General features: G+C 72.2%; 12 protein-coding genes. 11 read left to right on the top strand and 1 reads right to left on the bottom strand.

Annotated features, from left to right (window positions below; genetic code table 11):
- The first annotated feature begins 16 nt into the window (after positions 1–16).
- The 9 genes from WMF17_RS45845 to WMF17_RS45805 all read left to right on the top strand — a co-directional run bounded on the left by WMF17_RS45845 (position 17) and on the right by WMF17_RS45805 (position 11,908).
- The gene (locus tag WMF17_RS45845; protein ID WP_437647235.1) at positions 17–1,129 is read left to right on the top strand and encodes an HlyD family secretion protein; all 1,113 of its coding nucleotides are present in this window, start codon (positions 17–19) and stop codon (positions 1,127–1,129) included.
- Between the two features lie 14 nt (positions 1,130–1,143).
- Positions 1,144–3,858, top strand: coding sequence for an ATP-binding cassette domain-containing protein (locus WMF17_RS45840; protein WP_437647233.1), 2,715 nt, complete (start codon positions 1,144–1,146; stop codon positions 3,856–3,858).
- Entirely contained in the window at positions 3,855–5,993 is a 2,139-nt protein-coding gene (locus WMF17_RS45835; protein ID WP_437599874.1) for an ATP-binding cassette domain-containing protein, read from the top strand. Before WMF17_RS45840 ends, WMF17_RS45835 begins: the two co-directional genes overlap by 4 nt.
- Positions 5,994–6,296: 303 nt before the next feature.
- Positions 6,297–6,437 (top strand): hypothetical protein, encoded by a 141-nt coding sequence (locus WMF17_RS45830; RefSeq protein WP_437604392.1) that lies wholly within the window; start codon positions 6,297–6,299, stop codon positions 6,435–6,437.
- Positions 6,438–6,605: 168 nt separating this feature from the next.
- Entirely contained in the window at positions 6,606–7,589 is a 984-nt protein-coding gene (locus WMF17_RS45825) for an iron-containing redox enzyme family protein (RefSeq protein ID WP_437599873.1), read from the top strand.
- 17 nt (positions 7,590–7,606) lie between these two features.
- Positions 7,607–8,599 carry an iron-containing redox enzyme family protein gene (locus WMF17_RS45820; RefSeq protein ID WP_437599872.1) on the top strand — a complete coding sequence of 331 codons (993 nt, stop codon included), beginning with the start codon at positions 7,607–7,609 and terminating at the stop codon, positions 8,597–8,599.
- An 8-nt stretch (positions 8,600–8,607) separates the two neighbouring features.
- Positions 8,608–10,146 carry a hypothetical protein gene (locus tag WMF17_RS45815; protein WP_437599871.1) on the top strand — a complete coding sequence of 513 codons (1,539 nt, stop codon included), beginning with the start codon at positions 8,608–8,610 and terminating at the stop codon, positions 10,144–10,146.
- The gene (locus WMF17_RS45810) at positions 10,143–10,616 is read left to right on the top strand and encodes a GNAT family N-acetyltransferase (protein ID WP_437599870.1); all 474 of its coding nucleotides are present in this window, start codon (positions 10,143–10,145) and stop codon (positions 10,614–10,616) included. The genes WMF17_RS45815 and WMF17_RS45810 overlap by 4 nt, the downstream gene beginning before the upstream one ends.
- Positions 10,616–11,908: an aminotransferase class III-fold pyridoxal phosphate-dependent enzyme gene (locus WMF17_RS45805; RefSeq protein ID WP_437599868.1), complete on the top strand. Its 1,293-nt coding sequence runs from the start codon at positions 10,616–10,618 to the stop codon at positions 11,906–11,908. Before WMF17_RS45810 ends, WMF17_RS45805 begins: the two co-directional genes overlap by 1 nt.
- A gap of 16 nt (positions 11,909–11,924) precedes the next feature.
- Here WMF17_RS45805 and WMF17_RS45800 read toward each other — a convergent pair whose 3' ends face one another.
- Entirely contained in the window at positions 11,925–12,284 is a 360-nt protein-coding gene (locus WMF17_RS45800) for an ArsR/SmtB family transcription factor (RefSeq protein ID WP_437599867.1), read from the bottom strand.
- A gap of 327 nt (positions 12,285–12,611) precedes the next feature.
- Here WMF17_RS45800 and WMF17_RS45795 point away from each other — a divergent pair, with 327 nt between their 5' ends.
- Both WMF17_RS45795 and WMF17_RS45790 read left to right on the top strand, forming a co-directional pair.
- Positions 12,612–12,941: an ArsR/SmtB family transcription factor gene (locus tag WMF17_RS45795; protein WP_437599866.1), complete on the top strand. Its 330-nt coding sequence runs from the start codon at positions 12,612–12,614 to the stop codon at positions 12,939–12,941.
- 10 nt (positions 12,942–12,951) lie between these two features.
- Positions 12,952–13,461 carry an SRPBCC family protein gene (locus WMF17_RS45790; RefSeq protein ID WP_437647231.1) on the top strand — a complete coding sequence of 170 codons (510 nt, stop codon included), beginning with the start codon at positions 12,952–12,954 and terminating at the stop codon, positions 13,459–13,461.
- Positions 13,462–13,487 lie beyond the last annotated feature (26 nt).

The following is a 13,487-nucleotide window of genomic DNA, read 5'->3' as shown; positions in this document are numbered from 1 at the left end:
GGACGGGCACCGCGGGGTGACGTTGGGCGTCGCCGCGGGGGCCGTGATCGCGGCGGTCTGGGCGGGGTGGTTCCTGCGGTCGCGCGTGTCGGTGTACGCCGTCACCGAGAGCGCGCGCATCGAGGTCGAGCGGGCGGCCCACCCGGTGCAGGCGTCCGCCTCGGGCAGGGTCGTCTCCCTGAACCTCGCCCTCGACAGGTGGGTCGAGGTGGGGGACCCGCTCGTCGAGCTCGACGCGGAGGCGCTGCGGCTCGACCGCGCCGAGAAGCGGGCGCGCCTCGCCGGCATTCCGGCGCAGCTCGCGGCGCTCGAGAAGCAGATCGCCGCGAAGCAGGCGGCGCTGCAGGAGCACAGGCGCGCCACCGCAGCGCACACGGCCGAGGCGCGCGCGCGGCAGCGCGAGGCGGACGCCGTCGCGGGGTTCACGGAGGCGGAGGCGAAACGCGCGACCCTGCTCCGTGAGGACGGCCTCGTCTCCGATGTCGACCTCGCGCGCAGCCGCTCGGAGGGGCTCGCCCGCCGCGCGGCCGCCGATGCGCAGCGCCTCGCGGTGGGTCGCCTCGCCGCCGAGCAGCTCATGGCCGAGCGCGACATCGAGGCGGACGTCGCGGAGCTCGAGCGCACCGCGGAGGAGCTGCGCACCCAGAAGGGCTCGCTCGAGGCGTCGATCGCCGCGGCGACCCACCAGATCGAGCTGCGCACCCTCCGGGCCCCCATCGCCGGCCAGCTCGGCGAGGCGGCGCCGCTGCAGGTGGGCGCCGTGCTCGAGGAGGGCGCTCGCGTCGCCGTCGTCGTGCCGCGGCGGGAGCTGCGCGTCGTCGCCGATTTCCCCCCCGCGACGGTCGTGGGCCGCGTGCGCCCGGGTCAGCCCGGGTGGATGCGGCTCGACGGTTTTCCCTGGGTGCAGTACGGGACCCTGCCGCTCACCGTGACCGGCGTCGGGAGCGAGCTCCGCGACGGCAAGGTGCGCGTCGAGCTGCGCATCGCGGGGACCCCTCCGGCCGGCGTGCCGCTGCAGCACGGCCTCCCCGGCATGGTCGAGGTCGAGATCGAGCGGATCAAGCCGCTCGATCTCGTGGTTCGCGCCGCGGGCCGAGCGCTGCAGAGCGCCCCCGTCGAGCCCCTCTGAGCCCCCGAGGCCCCTTGCGACAGCACCGCTTCCTCGCCCCCGAGGTCATCCAGACATCCAGCATGGATTGCGGGCCGGCCGCGTTGAAGTGCCTGCTCGACGGCTTCGGCATCCCCGTCAGCTACGGCCGGCTCCGCGAGGCGTGCCAGACCGACGTCGACGGGACGTCCATCGACATGCTCGAGGAGATCGCCGTCCAGCTCGGCCTCGAGGCCGAGCAGATCATGCTCCCCGTCGATTACCTGCTGCTGCCGGAGGCGCGGGCGACACCCTCGCTGCTCGTCGTGCGGCTCCCCAACGGCGCGGCCCACTTCGTCGTCCTCTGGTCGCGCCACGGGGGCTTCGTGCAGGTCATGGACCCGGCCACGGGGCGCCGGTGGATGCGCGCCTCGGAGCTGCTCGCCGACGTCTACGTGCACACAACGACGGTGCCGGAGAGCACCTACCGCGCCTTCGCCGCGTCGGAGCTGGCGGCGCGCGTCCTCACGCGGCGGCTCGAGCGCCTCGGCGTCGCCGGCGCGGCGCGGCGGGTGGCCGCGGCCGCCGACGCCGCCTCCTTCCGGCCCATCGCAGAGCTCGACGCGGCGGCGCGGATGGTCGACACGATCTGCGCCACAGGAGGCCTGTCGCGCGGCGGCCAGAGCGCGCGCGTGCTCGAGTCGTTCCTCGATCGGCTGCGCGACAGCCCGCTCGACGGCCCGCCGGAAGCGTGGGCGGTCCCCCAGATGTTCTGGACCGCGTGGCCCGGGCCAGAGTCGCCTCCGGGCGAGCCACGGCTGTTCCTGCGCGGCGCGGTGCTCGTCGCCGTCTCGGGCCGCCGCGCCGCCGCGAAGCCCGCCGGTGCGCGCCGCGGGGAGGCGGGCCCTCGCGGCGCGCCGCCCGCCCCGGCGCCGACCTCGCCGGAGCTCGCCCTGGCGCTCCGCGCGCCCGCGGCGCGGCCGGCGCGGGAGCTCCTGCGCCTGCTCCGCGAGGGCGGCCTCACCGTGCCCGCCGCGCTCGCGTGCGCGCTCGCGCTCACGACGCTCGGCATCGTCGTGCTGACCGTGCTCTTCAAGGCGCTGCTCGAGATCGGCGCCCAGCTCGGCCTGCACGAGCAGCGCCTCGTGGCCATCGCCGGGCTCCTCGGCTTCATCCTGACCCTGATCGCGCTCGAGGTCCCGACGGCCCTCGGCGTGCAGTGGATGGGGCGCCACCTGGAGGTGCGCCTGCGCGCGGCGTTCCTGCGCAAGATCCCGCGCCTCGGCGATCGCTACCTCCGGAGCCGCCTGGCCTCGGACATGGCGGAGCGCTGCCACGCCGGCCAGCGGCTCCGGCAGCTGCCGGACCTGCTCGGGCGGTTCATCCGCTTCTCGATGGAGCTCGTGCTCACGACGGCCGGCATCATCTGGCTCGATCCGCAGGGCGCGCCGGCCGCGATCGCCGCGTGCGTCTCCTCCGTCGCCGTGCCGCTCGCGACGCAGCCGCCCCTCACCGAGCGGGACCTCAGGGTGCGCAGCCACGGCGGGACGCTCACGAGGTTCTACCTCGACGCGCTCCTCGGCCTGCTCGCGATCCGCACGCACGGCGCCGAGCGCAGCGTCCGCCGGGAGCACGAGGGCATCCTCGTCGAGTGGGCCCGCGCCTCGCGCTCGATGGCGCGGGCGGTCGTCTCCGTCGAGGGGGTGAACACGCTCGTCGCGTACGGGCTCGCGGCGCTGCTGCTCGCCGGTCACGTGGGCCGCACGGGCAGCACGTCGGCGGCCCTGCTCATGCTGTTCTGGGCGCTCAACCTCCCCGCGCTCGGCCAGGAGATCGCCCTCATCGCGCGCCAGCTCCCGGGGCACCGCAACGTCATGCTCCGCCTGCTCGAGCCGCTCGGGGCCGCCGAGGAGTCGCCGGCCGGCGGCGAGCGGGTCGAGGAGGACGCCGAGCCAGGGGACGCGCCCAGGGGGGTACGCCTCGAGGGCGTGCGCGTTGTCGCCGGCGGCCACACGATCCTCGACGACGTGAACGTCGCCATCGAGCCCGGCGAGCACGTCGCCATCGTCGGCCCGTCGGGCGCCGGCAAGTCGAGCCTTGTGGGGCTCCTGCTCGGGTGGCATCGACCCGCGGCCGGCGCTGTCCTCGTGGACGGGCTCCCGCTGTCGGGCGCTCGCCTGCGCAGGCTGCGGGCCCGCACGGCCTGGGTCGATCCGGAGGTGCAGCTCTGGAACCGGCCGCTGCTCGACAACCTCACCTACGGCACCGACGAGCTCTCGGGCACCGGCACCGTCCTCGACGACGCCGATCTCGTGACGCTGCTCCGCACGTTGCCCGACGGGCTGCAGACCGACCTCGGCGAGGGCGGCGGGCTCCTCTCCGGCGGCGAGGGCCAGCGCGTCCGCCTCGGCCGCGCCATGCTCCGGAAGCGCCCCGGCCTCGTGCTGCTCGACGAGCCGTTCCGCGGGCTCGATCGCGCGCGCCGCCGCGCGCTGCTCGCCCGCGCCCGCGAGGTGTGGGCAGGGACGACGCTGCTCTGCATCACGCACGACGTCGGCGAGACGACGTCGTTCGGCCGCGTGCTCGTCGTCGAGGAGGGCCGCGTCGTCGAGGACGCGCCGCCCGAGGTGCTCGCCGCCCGCGAAGGCTCCCGCTACCGCGCCCTGCTCGACGCCGAGCGCGAGGTGCAAGAGACGCTGTGGGCGAGCGCCGCGTGGCGCAGGCTGCGCGTCGAGCACGGCCAGGTCGTGGAGGGGAAGCTCCGGGGATGAGCGCCTCGCTCGACAGCGCAAGCTGGCCGGCGGCGCGCCTCGGCGAGGCGATGGAGGCGCTGGCGCGCGCCGCCGCGCTGCCCGTGAAGGGCGCCGGCGCCCCCGCCCCGCCCGCGGATCTGCTCCGCCCCGAGGTCACGCAGCCGGGCGGCCTCCCGCTCGGGCGCTGGATGGAGGGCGCCGCCAGCTTGCTCGGCCTCGAGGCGGAGCCGGTCGAGGCCCGCTACGGCGACGTCGAGGCGCTGATCCGCCGCGCGGGACCGGCCGTGCTCCGCGTGCAGGGCCCGGAGGGCCGCTTCCTCGCGCTGGTCGGCGTGTCGAGGGGGCGCGCGCGGCTCGTCGGGCTCGACCACGCGGTGATCGAGGTGGACGTCGAGCCCGTGCGGTCCGCGCTCTGCTCGACCCTGGAGGCCCCGCTCCTCCCGGCGCTCGATCGGGTGCTCGCCGACGCGGGGGTCGCGCGCCGCGAGCGGGCCGCGCGGGCCATCCTGCAGCAGCAGCTCGGAGGCATCGTCCTCCGGGGCTTCTGGCTCCTCCGCCGGCCGCCCTCGGCGCCCCTGCGCGAGCTCGCGGCGCAGCTCGGCCTCGCGCGCCGCCTCGCGGCCCTCTTCCTCGCGCACGCGATCGAGTACGGCCTCTGGCTGCTCTCGTGGTGGGTGGTCGGCCGCGGCATCCTCGCCGGCCACGTCGACCGGGGCTGGCTCTGGGCGTGGGGGCTGCTCCTGCTCACGGTCATCCCGTTCCGCCTCCTCGCGACGTGGTTCAGCGGCCTCTTCGCCATCGACGCGGCGACGCTCCTCCGGCAGCGCCTCCTGGCCGGGGCCATGCAGCTCGACCCGAACGAGATCCGGCGCCGCGGCGCGGGCGGGCTGCTCGGCACGGTGCTCGAGGCGGACGCTGTCGAGTCGCTGGCGCTCGGGGGCGGGCTGGTGTCGCTGGTCGCGGTTGTCGAGCTGCTCATGGCGGGCGCTGTGCTCTGGGCCGGCCCGCGCGCCGGGGCACAGCTCGCGGCCCTCGGCGCGTGCGTCGCGGCGACGGCGCTCCTCGCGTGGCGGTACCACGCGCGCCGGCGCCGCTGGACGCGCGCGCGGCTCGCGATGACCGGCGAGCTCGTCGAGGGCATCCTCGGCAGCCGGACGCGCGTCGCGCAAGAGAAGGAAGAGCGCTGGCACGAGCGCGAGGACGCCGGGCTCTCGGCGTACCTCGCCGAGTCGACGCGGCTGGATCGCGTGCAGGCGGCGCTCTCGGCGCTGATCCCGCGCGGGTGGCTGCTCCTCGGCGCGCTCGCGCTCGCGCCCGCGTTCATCTCCGGCGAGGCGCAGGCCTCGGGGCTGGCCGTGAGCCTCGGCGGCGTGCTGCTCGCCTTCCGCGCGTTCCGCACGCTGGTCGCCGGCATCACGGATCTCGCCGGCGCGGGCGTCGCGTGGGAGCAAGTCTCGCCGCTCCAGGGGGCGGCGGCGCGCGAGCGGCACGCCTCGCCGGCGGCCCTGCTGGGCGTCACGGGCGCCGACCGCCGGGGCGAGCGCGTGCTCCTCGACGCGCAGGAGCTGAGCTACGCGCACCCGGGCCGACCGGCCCCCGTCCTGCGCGAGGCCAGCCTGCGCATCGTCCACGGCGACCGCCTGCTGCTCGAGGGCAGCTCCGGCGCGGGCAAGTCCACGCTCGGCTCCATCCTCGCCGGGCTGCGCCCGCCGGAGAGCGGCCTGCTCCTGCTCGGCGGCCTCGACTTCCACACCCTCGGCCGGAGCGGCTGGCGACAGCGCGTCGCCTCGGCGCCGCAGTTCCAGGACAACCACGTCCTCTCCGCGCCGTTCGCCTTCAACCTGCTCATGGGCCGGCGGTGGCCGCCCCGCGCCGGCGATCTGGAGGAGGCCGAGGCGGTCTGCCGCGAGCTCGGCCTCGGCCCGCTGCTCGATCGGATGCCGGGCGGCATGCTCCAGCTCGTGGGGGAGACGGGCTGGCAGCTCTCCCACGGCGAGAAGAGCCGCCTCTACCTCGCGCGCACGCTGCTCCAGTGCGCGGATCTCGTCATCCTCGACGAGAGCTTCGCCGCCCTCGATCCCGAGACGCTCCGGGGAGCGCTCCGCTGCGCGCTCGAGCGCGCCCCGACACTGCTCGTCATCGCGCACCCGTAGCGCGCGTCCCTGCCCTCGCGCTCGAAGGCAAGCGCTATAAACATCCAGTCACGCTGCGTCGAGGTCAACGCGAGACACGCAAGAAAACGAAACGACACGGCGATGCAATGGTACTTTTCTCCGTGGACGCAGGCAGCCGGCGCGCGATCTCGGTATGACACCGTAAGACACCGTGATCGGACAGGCAATGACATGAGCGCGATTGATGGACGCTTGACGTCGCTCCTGACATGGGTGATCGCTTTGTGCGTGCCCGCACGTCCCGGGGCACAGCTGCCTAATGCAGTCACAAGGAGGCAATGTATGGAGAACAAGGTCGAGAACAAGGTCGCCGAGCAGCAGGAGCAGCCCAAGAAGGAAGAGGCGACGAACGAGAAGCGCGCCATGAAGATCCGCCTGAAGACGGGCGTCATGGCCGGCCCGGTCGTCGCGGTCCACCTGTGATCGCAAGCGCGACGCGGATCGCGCGGTGGTCCCGTGATCGCGAGCGCGACCCAGGTCGCGCGGCCGTCCCGTGACTTCAAGCGCGCTCTGCGTCGCACGAGCGTCCCGGAGCGTTGCTGCCCGCAGGGCTCCGGGACTCTTTTCGACGCTGCCGAAGGAGATTGGGTCATGTTGGAGTCATCGGATTTGCAGCCCCGCCTGGCCTGTGAGGTCGCTTCACAGGGCAAAGAGATCGTCCTCGTGCGGGATGGCCTGGAGTTCGCCATCGAGCCCGAGGGCTCGTCCGCGGAGGAGCTCAAGAGCTTCCTCACCTATCTCGACGGGACGCGAAAGCTGAGCGACATCCAGCGGGAGCTCGATGCGGGTCAGCGGCAGCGGCTGAAGACGTTCCTCGAAGATCTCGACCGCTACCGGCTGCTCGACGACGCCGGCCGGGTGAAGATCCGCTCGGGCACGCAGGCGCTGCTCGAGCTCGAGGATCTCTCCAGCGAGCTCATGGAGAAGAGCATCAACCGCAACATCTTCTGGACGAGCGTCCTCGGCGAGCCCGGGAAGTGCCCGAAGAGCGTCTTCTACGGCCTCGCCATCGAGAATTACCACTTCCTCTTCCGGGAGAGCCTCTTCGACTCTCCTGTCCTGCCGTTCGTCCCCAGCGCCCGGGCGCGGCACCTGATGAACGAGTTTTATTGCAGCGAGTACGGCCACGACGAGCTCGTGCTGCGGGCGCTCAACGCCATCGGCGTCAGCCGCGCCGACGCGGACGACTCGCTGCCTCTGCCCGAGACGCTGGCCCTCTGCAACGCGCTCTCCTACTGGGCGAGCTGCGATCCACTCTTCTTCTTCGCGACGCTGGGTGTCCTCGAGGGCAAGGATCCGGAGGTCGATCTCTTCATCGAGGCGTGCGAAAAGAACGAGCTCCCCCCCGGGTTCATCGGCCCGATGCGGCAGCACTCGGACATCAACCGCAAGGCGGAGCACGGGAACCTGACGCGGCTCATCTTCGCGGAGATCCCCTTCATCGACGACGAGACGATGGCGCGGATGCGGCGGCAGATGCGCCTGTTCGTGGAGATGTACGACGACTTCTACTCGTCCATCTGGAGCTTCTACTCTACGACGACCAATCTGGTTCGCAGGATGTCGACCCTCTGATCGTGGGAGAGTCTGCCATGACCGTAACGACCGACTTCTTCGAAAAGCCGCGCCTGCGCGCCAACGTCAGCATCCAGGTGAACGACGCGAGGTGCGTCCTGCGCTACCGCGAGCAGGAGTACGAGATAGAGCTCGCGCCGGAGACGCGGTCCGACGCGCTGCTCCTGCTCGAGATGCTCCGGGCCGGGGGGCACTCGCTCGACGAGCTGTCGCGGAAGCTGCCGTCCCTGGCCGACGAGGTGGGCACGATCTGCCGCGATCTCGACCGCTTCAGCCTGCTCACGGAGACATCCTTGAAGCCCGTGGAGGCGAAGCGGGGGTCGCAGTTCTACCGGGAGCTCGGGCGCCTCATCGAGCGCGTCAAGCGCAGGTACAACACGCGCCCTTACTACCAGGGCCTGCTGAGCGGCACCATCGGCCGCGAGCAGCTCATCGGCTATGCGCTGGAGTACTACCACATCGTGCGGATGTGCCCCGGCCTGCTCGCCCCCTCCCTGTCACACCACGAGAGCCGCAAGACGCGCGAGATCCTCCAGGGGTTCTTCGTCTCGGAGCTGAACCACGACGTCCTGCTCGAGCGCTCGCTCGCCGCGGTGGGCGTCGGCCGGTCAGAGCTCGATCGGCTGGTGCCGTTGCCGATGACCTTCTCCGTGTGCTGCTCCCTCGGCGTGTACGCGCGCCTTCACCCCATGACGTTCAAGGCGGCCCTCTTCCTCTTCGAGGAGCCCGACGGCGATTTCAACGCCGCCTTCAAGGCGCGGTGCGACGCGCTCGGCCTCCCGAAGGAGTTCTACGACCCGATCTTCGAGCACGCCTCCATCAACGAGGAGGGCGAGCACGACCACATCAGCGAGCTGCTCTTCGCCGACGTCCCGTGCATCTCCGAGGAGGAGCAGCACGTCGTGAAGCGCCACATCTGCATCCTCGTGGAGTCGCTCCTCCTGATGGAGCGGCAGATCATCGACCACTACGGCAAGGCCGGGGGCACGATCCCTCGCTGCTTCGATTGAGAGGACCCATGGAGGCTTGGAGCATCCAGAAGTACGAGCAGCCCTACCTCGATGTCCGCGCGATCCGCCTCGACGCCGGGAGCGGCGAGCTCATCGTGGAGGCAGCGAACGGGGAGTACGTCATCGAGCGCGAGGGGGGCGCCGACGAGGAGACGGCCGGGCGGCTCGAGTCGCTCCGCAGCCCGGGCGCCGCGCTCTGGCAGGAGGTGCGCGGCGAGGGCGGCGCGCGCGCGTGGGCGGAGCTCCTGCAGCAGATGGATTACCTCGGGCTCCTGCGAGACGCGTCCAAGGGCGCGCACGCGGCCGACGTGCCGGAGCGGGAGCGCCGCGCGCTCGACGGCGCGATCGCCCGGGCCGCCGCCTGGGTGCTCGCCCGCACGCCCGACGCCGCGGTCGCGGCGCTCCGCGAGGGCGTCGGTCGGATGCTCGGGCACGCGGAGGGGCTCCTCCTCGACCTGACGAGGACGTCGTTCCCCGACCTCGCGCCTCTGGCGCCCCCCGGCGAGGCGGCGCCGCTCGCGGCGGTGCTCGCGCTCGACAACTTCTACCTCCAGGTGGCGATGATCCAGGCGATGTACGAGCGCCGCAGCGCGCCGGCCTCGCTCGTTGCGAGCTACCTCCTCCTGCTCGACGTCGCCGGGCGGCTCGGCCTGCCCGGCCGCGAGGGGGGGCGGGCCTTCGCCCGCCGCGTCCAGGAAGAGCTCTCGGGCGGCGTCTATGCGTCGCGGGATACCCGCGTGCACGTCGACTGCCTGGCGACCTTCCTGGTCCGCAGCACCGGCGGCGACGCTGGCCGCTTCTGCCGCGCGGCGTTCCGCCCGGACGGCCGCAAGTCGGGGCTCGTCTTCATGGTGGATGTCGAGCGGGTGGTCGCCGAGGCGTCGAGCCGGATCGGCACGCCGCGTTTCCTCGCGGCGGTCAGCGAGCCCGGCGCGCCGCGCGCCCTCGCGCAGGGCTGCTATCTCCAAGAGTACCACGTCACCTTGCGCTTCGTCGAGATCCTCACGCCGATGATGGCGAAGCGCCTCGCGCCGCCGCTCCGGCGACGGATGTTCAAGTACTACGCGGAGGAGGTCGGGCACGAAGCGTTCGAGTACCAGAGCTGCCGCAGCCTCGGCCTCACCCACGAGCAGATCGTCGACAGCGAGCCGCTCCCGCTGCATGTCGCGTACGTCGACGCCTTCACGCACCTGGCCGAGGTCGATGCCGTCGGGTACTTCGTGTCGCTCTTCATCACGGAGGGGCTGCTCGGCGTCGCGCCGCCGCTGGACAGCCCGCTGCGCCGGCTGACGGGAGAGGGGGAGCGCTTCGACGACGGGGCAGGTCGGCACGCGGCGCTCAACGAGGAGTACAACCACACGAGCCTGTCCCGGCTGTTCATGGCCGACGTGGCGTCCGTGTCCGAAGGAGCGCAGTCGGCCGCGATCGACTTCATGCTGCTGCTGCTCGAGCTCAACTACCGCGCCTGGGACGATCTGCTGGATCAGTACGGCGCGTCCGATCCGTGGCGCTCGCGGGCGCCGACGGCGGAGGAGCTCCCGGGATGAGCGAAGGGACGGACCACCTGGCGGAGTGGCGGCAGGGCGAATTCCTCATCAGCACGGACCGGCGTCGGCTGGACATCGACACGATTCACGGCTTCCTCGTGACCTCGTCATGGGCCGCCGGCATCGCGCGCGATCTCGTCGTACGCTCGATCGAGAGCTCGCTCCCCTTCGGCCTCTACCACGGCGATCGCCAGATCGGCTTCGCCCGCGTGACGACCGATTACACGACCTTCGGCTACCTCGCCGATGTCTTCGTGATCGAGGCGTACCGCGGGCGAAAGCTCGGTCGCTGGCTGACGGAGTCGGTGATGGCGCACCCCGATCTGCAGGGCTTCCGGCGGTGGTTGCTCGCGACGAGCACGGCGCCCTGGCTCTACGTGAAGCTCGGGTGGACTTTCCTGAAGCGGCCGGAGATCTTCATGGAGCTCTACGATCCCGAGGTCTACCGCCGCGGGGGCGAGAGGCGCTGATGCTCCTGCCCCCTCGCCAGGATCGCGTCGAGTCCTACCGCGCCCACGTCAACCCCTACCGGGTGGAAGGCTTCGAGGCGCTCGGCTGGACCGAGGAGTTCGTCGAGGCGCGCGGGAGCTTCCTCGTGGATGCCTCGGGGCGCCGGTTCCTCGACATGTCCGGCTGCTTCGGCGCGGTGGCGCTCGGGCACCACTCGAGAGACCTGGACGCGGCGCTGTCGGCGCTCCTCGCGTCGGGGCGCCCGTGCACGATGCCGTTCGGGATCCCCGCCGACGTCGGGGCGCTCGCCGGGCGGCTGTGCGCCCTCGCCGGCGCCGATCTGCAGAAGGTGTACTTCGGCAACAGCGGCGCCGAGGGGATCGAGGCCGCGATGAAGCTCGCGATGATCCGGACCGGGCGCGCCGCGTTCATCAGCTTCGAGGGCGGATACCACGGCTTGACGCTCGGGGCGCTGGGCCTCATGGGCGGCGGTCCGTGGCGGGGTCCGCTGGAGCACGCCCCTCGCCTCGGGCGGCTCGCGCCCTTCGGGGATCTCGCGGCGGTGGAGCGCCTGCTGGAGGAGGGGGGCGTCGCCGCCGTCGTCGTGGAGGTGGTGCAGGGCGTCGGCGGGGCGCGCGCCTTGTCGGGCGACGCGCTCGGCGCGCTGGAGCGGCTGTGCCGGCGCCACGGCGCGCTCCTGATCCTCGACGAGGTGCTCACCGGCCTCGGGCGCACGGGCGCCTGGTTCGCGTTCCAGGGCGTCGCGCCCGGGCTGCGCCCCGACATCGTGGTGACCTCGAAGGGGCTGACGGGCGGCGTGATCCCGCTCTCCGCCGTGCTGATGACCGACGACGTGTTCCACGCGGCCTACGGCCCGAAGGGGCACGTGAACATCCACGGCTCGACGTTCTCGGCGAACGCGGCGGCCGTGACGGCGGGGCTCTGCACGCTGGACGTCATCGCCCGGGAGGGGCTCGTCGAGCGCGCGGCCGTCCTCGGCGAGCGCCTGGCGTCCGGGCTGCGCCGGCTGCAGGACGAGGAGATCGCCGTCTGCGACGTGCGCGGGCGCGGGCTGCTCCTCGGGGTCGGCATCGCCGGCGTCGAGCAGCCGGACGACGCGCTCGGCGCGCTCGCCTTCTGCCAGGCGCTGCGCGAGCGCGGGGTGATCGTCACCGTCGCGGCCCACGCGCCCTCGTACCTCAAGCTCACCCCACCGCTCACGATCTCGGAGGCGGAGGTCGACCTGTTCCTCGATCGCCTCCGCGAGGTGATGCACGAGCTTGTCGAGGTCGACGACGCGGAGGAGCGTTAACCTCTAAGCCGCTCCCCTATCGCATTTCCCGTCTCCTCGGCGGAGGCGACGGCTCCTCGACCATCCGGCGCAGCCGCTCGAGCGCGCGATCCCAGCCTGCGGAGATGCCGTCGAGGAACACTCGGGCTTCCTCGATCCGCCGCGGCTCGAGCGCGTACAGGACCTCGCGCCCGCGCCGCTCGTGCGTCACGAGGCCCGCACCCTCGAGCACCCGAAGGTGCTTCACGATCGCCTGTCGCGTCACCTTCGCTCCGTCGGAGAGCGCGGTCGCCGACAGCGCCCCTCCGGCCCCGAGCCGCGTCACCACCGACAGCCGTGTCCCGTCGCCGAGGGCGAAGAAGACGTCAGCGACCGCCTGTTCAGGTGCCTTCGACATACTTCGCGAGGTTCTCGGCCTGACCGGCCCATCCCCCCTCGTTCATGCGGAACGCGCGCTCGCGTCGATGCGCTGGGACACGGTCGAAGCCGGACTCCACGATGGTGAGCAGGGTGCCTTCAGCGACCCTACCGAGCCGCGCAGCGATGTGCAACCATTTGATTGCACATCGTCCGCACAGCGCGACCGTGGCGTTCGGCGCCAGCGAGGCAGGCGAGCGCCAGCTTCGCGTCCGACGACGCCTCCAGGGGGTCATCCGCCTCGCGAGGTTCTCGAGGTCTTCGACCTTCGCTTGACTTCCGGGAGCCAATCCACAACCATATGGTTGTGGATTCGTTGAACACGACCCTGGCCGCCCTGAGCGACGCCACCCGGCGCGCGATCCTCGTGCGGCTCAAGGCGGGGCCTGCGTCGGTGCACGAGCTGGCGCAGCCGTTTCAGATCTCGCAACAGGCCATCTCCAAGCACCTGGCAACCCTGGAACGAGCGGGTCTGATCGAGAAGCGGCGCGACGGACGGCAGCACGTTTGCCAGCTCAATCCCGCGCCGATGCAGGAGGTGGCGATCTGGGTCGAGCAGTACCGGCAGCACTGGGAGGAGGCGTTCTGCCGCCTGGACGACCTCCTGCACGAGCTGCATCCGCCAAAGAAAGGGTGATCACGTCACGATGCAATTTTCTCAAACCCCTCATGAGCCCACGGTCCTCATCGAGCGCACGTTTGATTTTCCGCGCGACGTGGTGTTCGATGCGTGGACGAACCCCGACCTGCTGGCGCGCTGGTTCGCGCCGCGGGGGTGCATCATCCGCTTCGCGCGGATCGACGTCCGACCGGGAGGAGGCTTCCACTCGTGCATCCACAACCCGCAGTTCGGCGATTGCTGGACCGTCGGTGTCTACCGCGAGGTCGTGCGGCCGGAGCGGCTCGCGTTCACCATGCGGATCGCTGACGCGAACGGGAATCCCGTCTCCTCCGAGAGCCAGGGGCACGATCGGGACTGGCCCGAGGAGACGCTCGTGTCGATCACCTTCATCGAGCGAAACGGGCGGACGCTGGTGAGGCTCGAGCAGAACGTGAGCGAGGCGCTCGCTCGCCGGACCGGCGCGCACCCGAGCTGGCTCCAGATGCTGGACGCGCTCGGCGAGGAGCTGGCGAGGGGCGCGCAGAGGCCCGGCTAGAGCATCGATCCGGCTGATTTCGTGAA

Origin of the sequence: Sorangium sp. So ce362, assembly GCF_051519845.1 — a bacterium.
Taxonomy (GTDB): Bacteria; Myxococcota_A; Polyangia; order Polyangiales; family Polyangiaceae; genus Sorangium.
Note: the sequence above shows the minus strand (reverse complement) of the source record. Positions and strands in the feature narration are given on the sequence as shown.

Bases quoted from the DNA above. Each gene is read 5' to 3' on its own strand.
- WMF17_RS45835 (WP_437599874.1), top strand. From the start codon at position 3,855: ATGAGCGCCTCGCTCGACAGCGCAAGCTGGCCGGCGGCGCGCCTCGGC.
- WMF17_RS45830 (WP_437604392.1), top strand. From the start codon at position 6,297: ATGGAGAACAAGGTCGAGAACAAGGTCGCCGAGCAGCAGGAGCAGCCC.
- WMF17_RS45815 (WP_437599871.1), top strand. From the start codon at position 8,608: ATGGAGGCTTGGAGCATCCAGAAGTACGAGCAGCCCTACCTCGATGTC.
- WMF17_RS45810 (WP_437599870.1), top strand. From the start codon at position 10,143: ATGAGCGAAGGGACGGACCACCTGGCGGAGTGGCGGCAGGGCGAATTC.
- WMF17_RS45790 (WP_437647231.1), top strand. From the start codon at position 12,952: ATGCAATTTTCTCAAACCCCTCATGAGCCCACGGTCCTCATCGAGCGC.
- WMF17_RS45820 (WP_437599872.1), top strand. From the start codon at position 7,607: ATGACCGTAACGACCGACTTCTTCGAAAAGCCGCGCCTGCGCGCCAAC.
- WMF17_RS45825 (WP_437599873.1), top strand. From the start codon at position 6,606: ATGTTGGAGTCATCGGATTTGCAGCCCCGCCTGGCCTGTGAGGTCGCT.
- WMF17_RS45805 (WP_437599868.1), top strand. From the start codon at position 10,616: ATGCTCCTGCCCCCTCGCCAGGATCGCGTCGAGTCCTACCGCGCCCAC.
- WMF17_RS45800 (WP_437599867.1), bottom strand. From the start codon at position 12,284: ATGTCGAAGGCACCTGAACAGGCGGTCGCTGACGTCTTCTTCGCCCTC.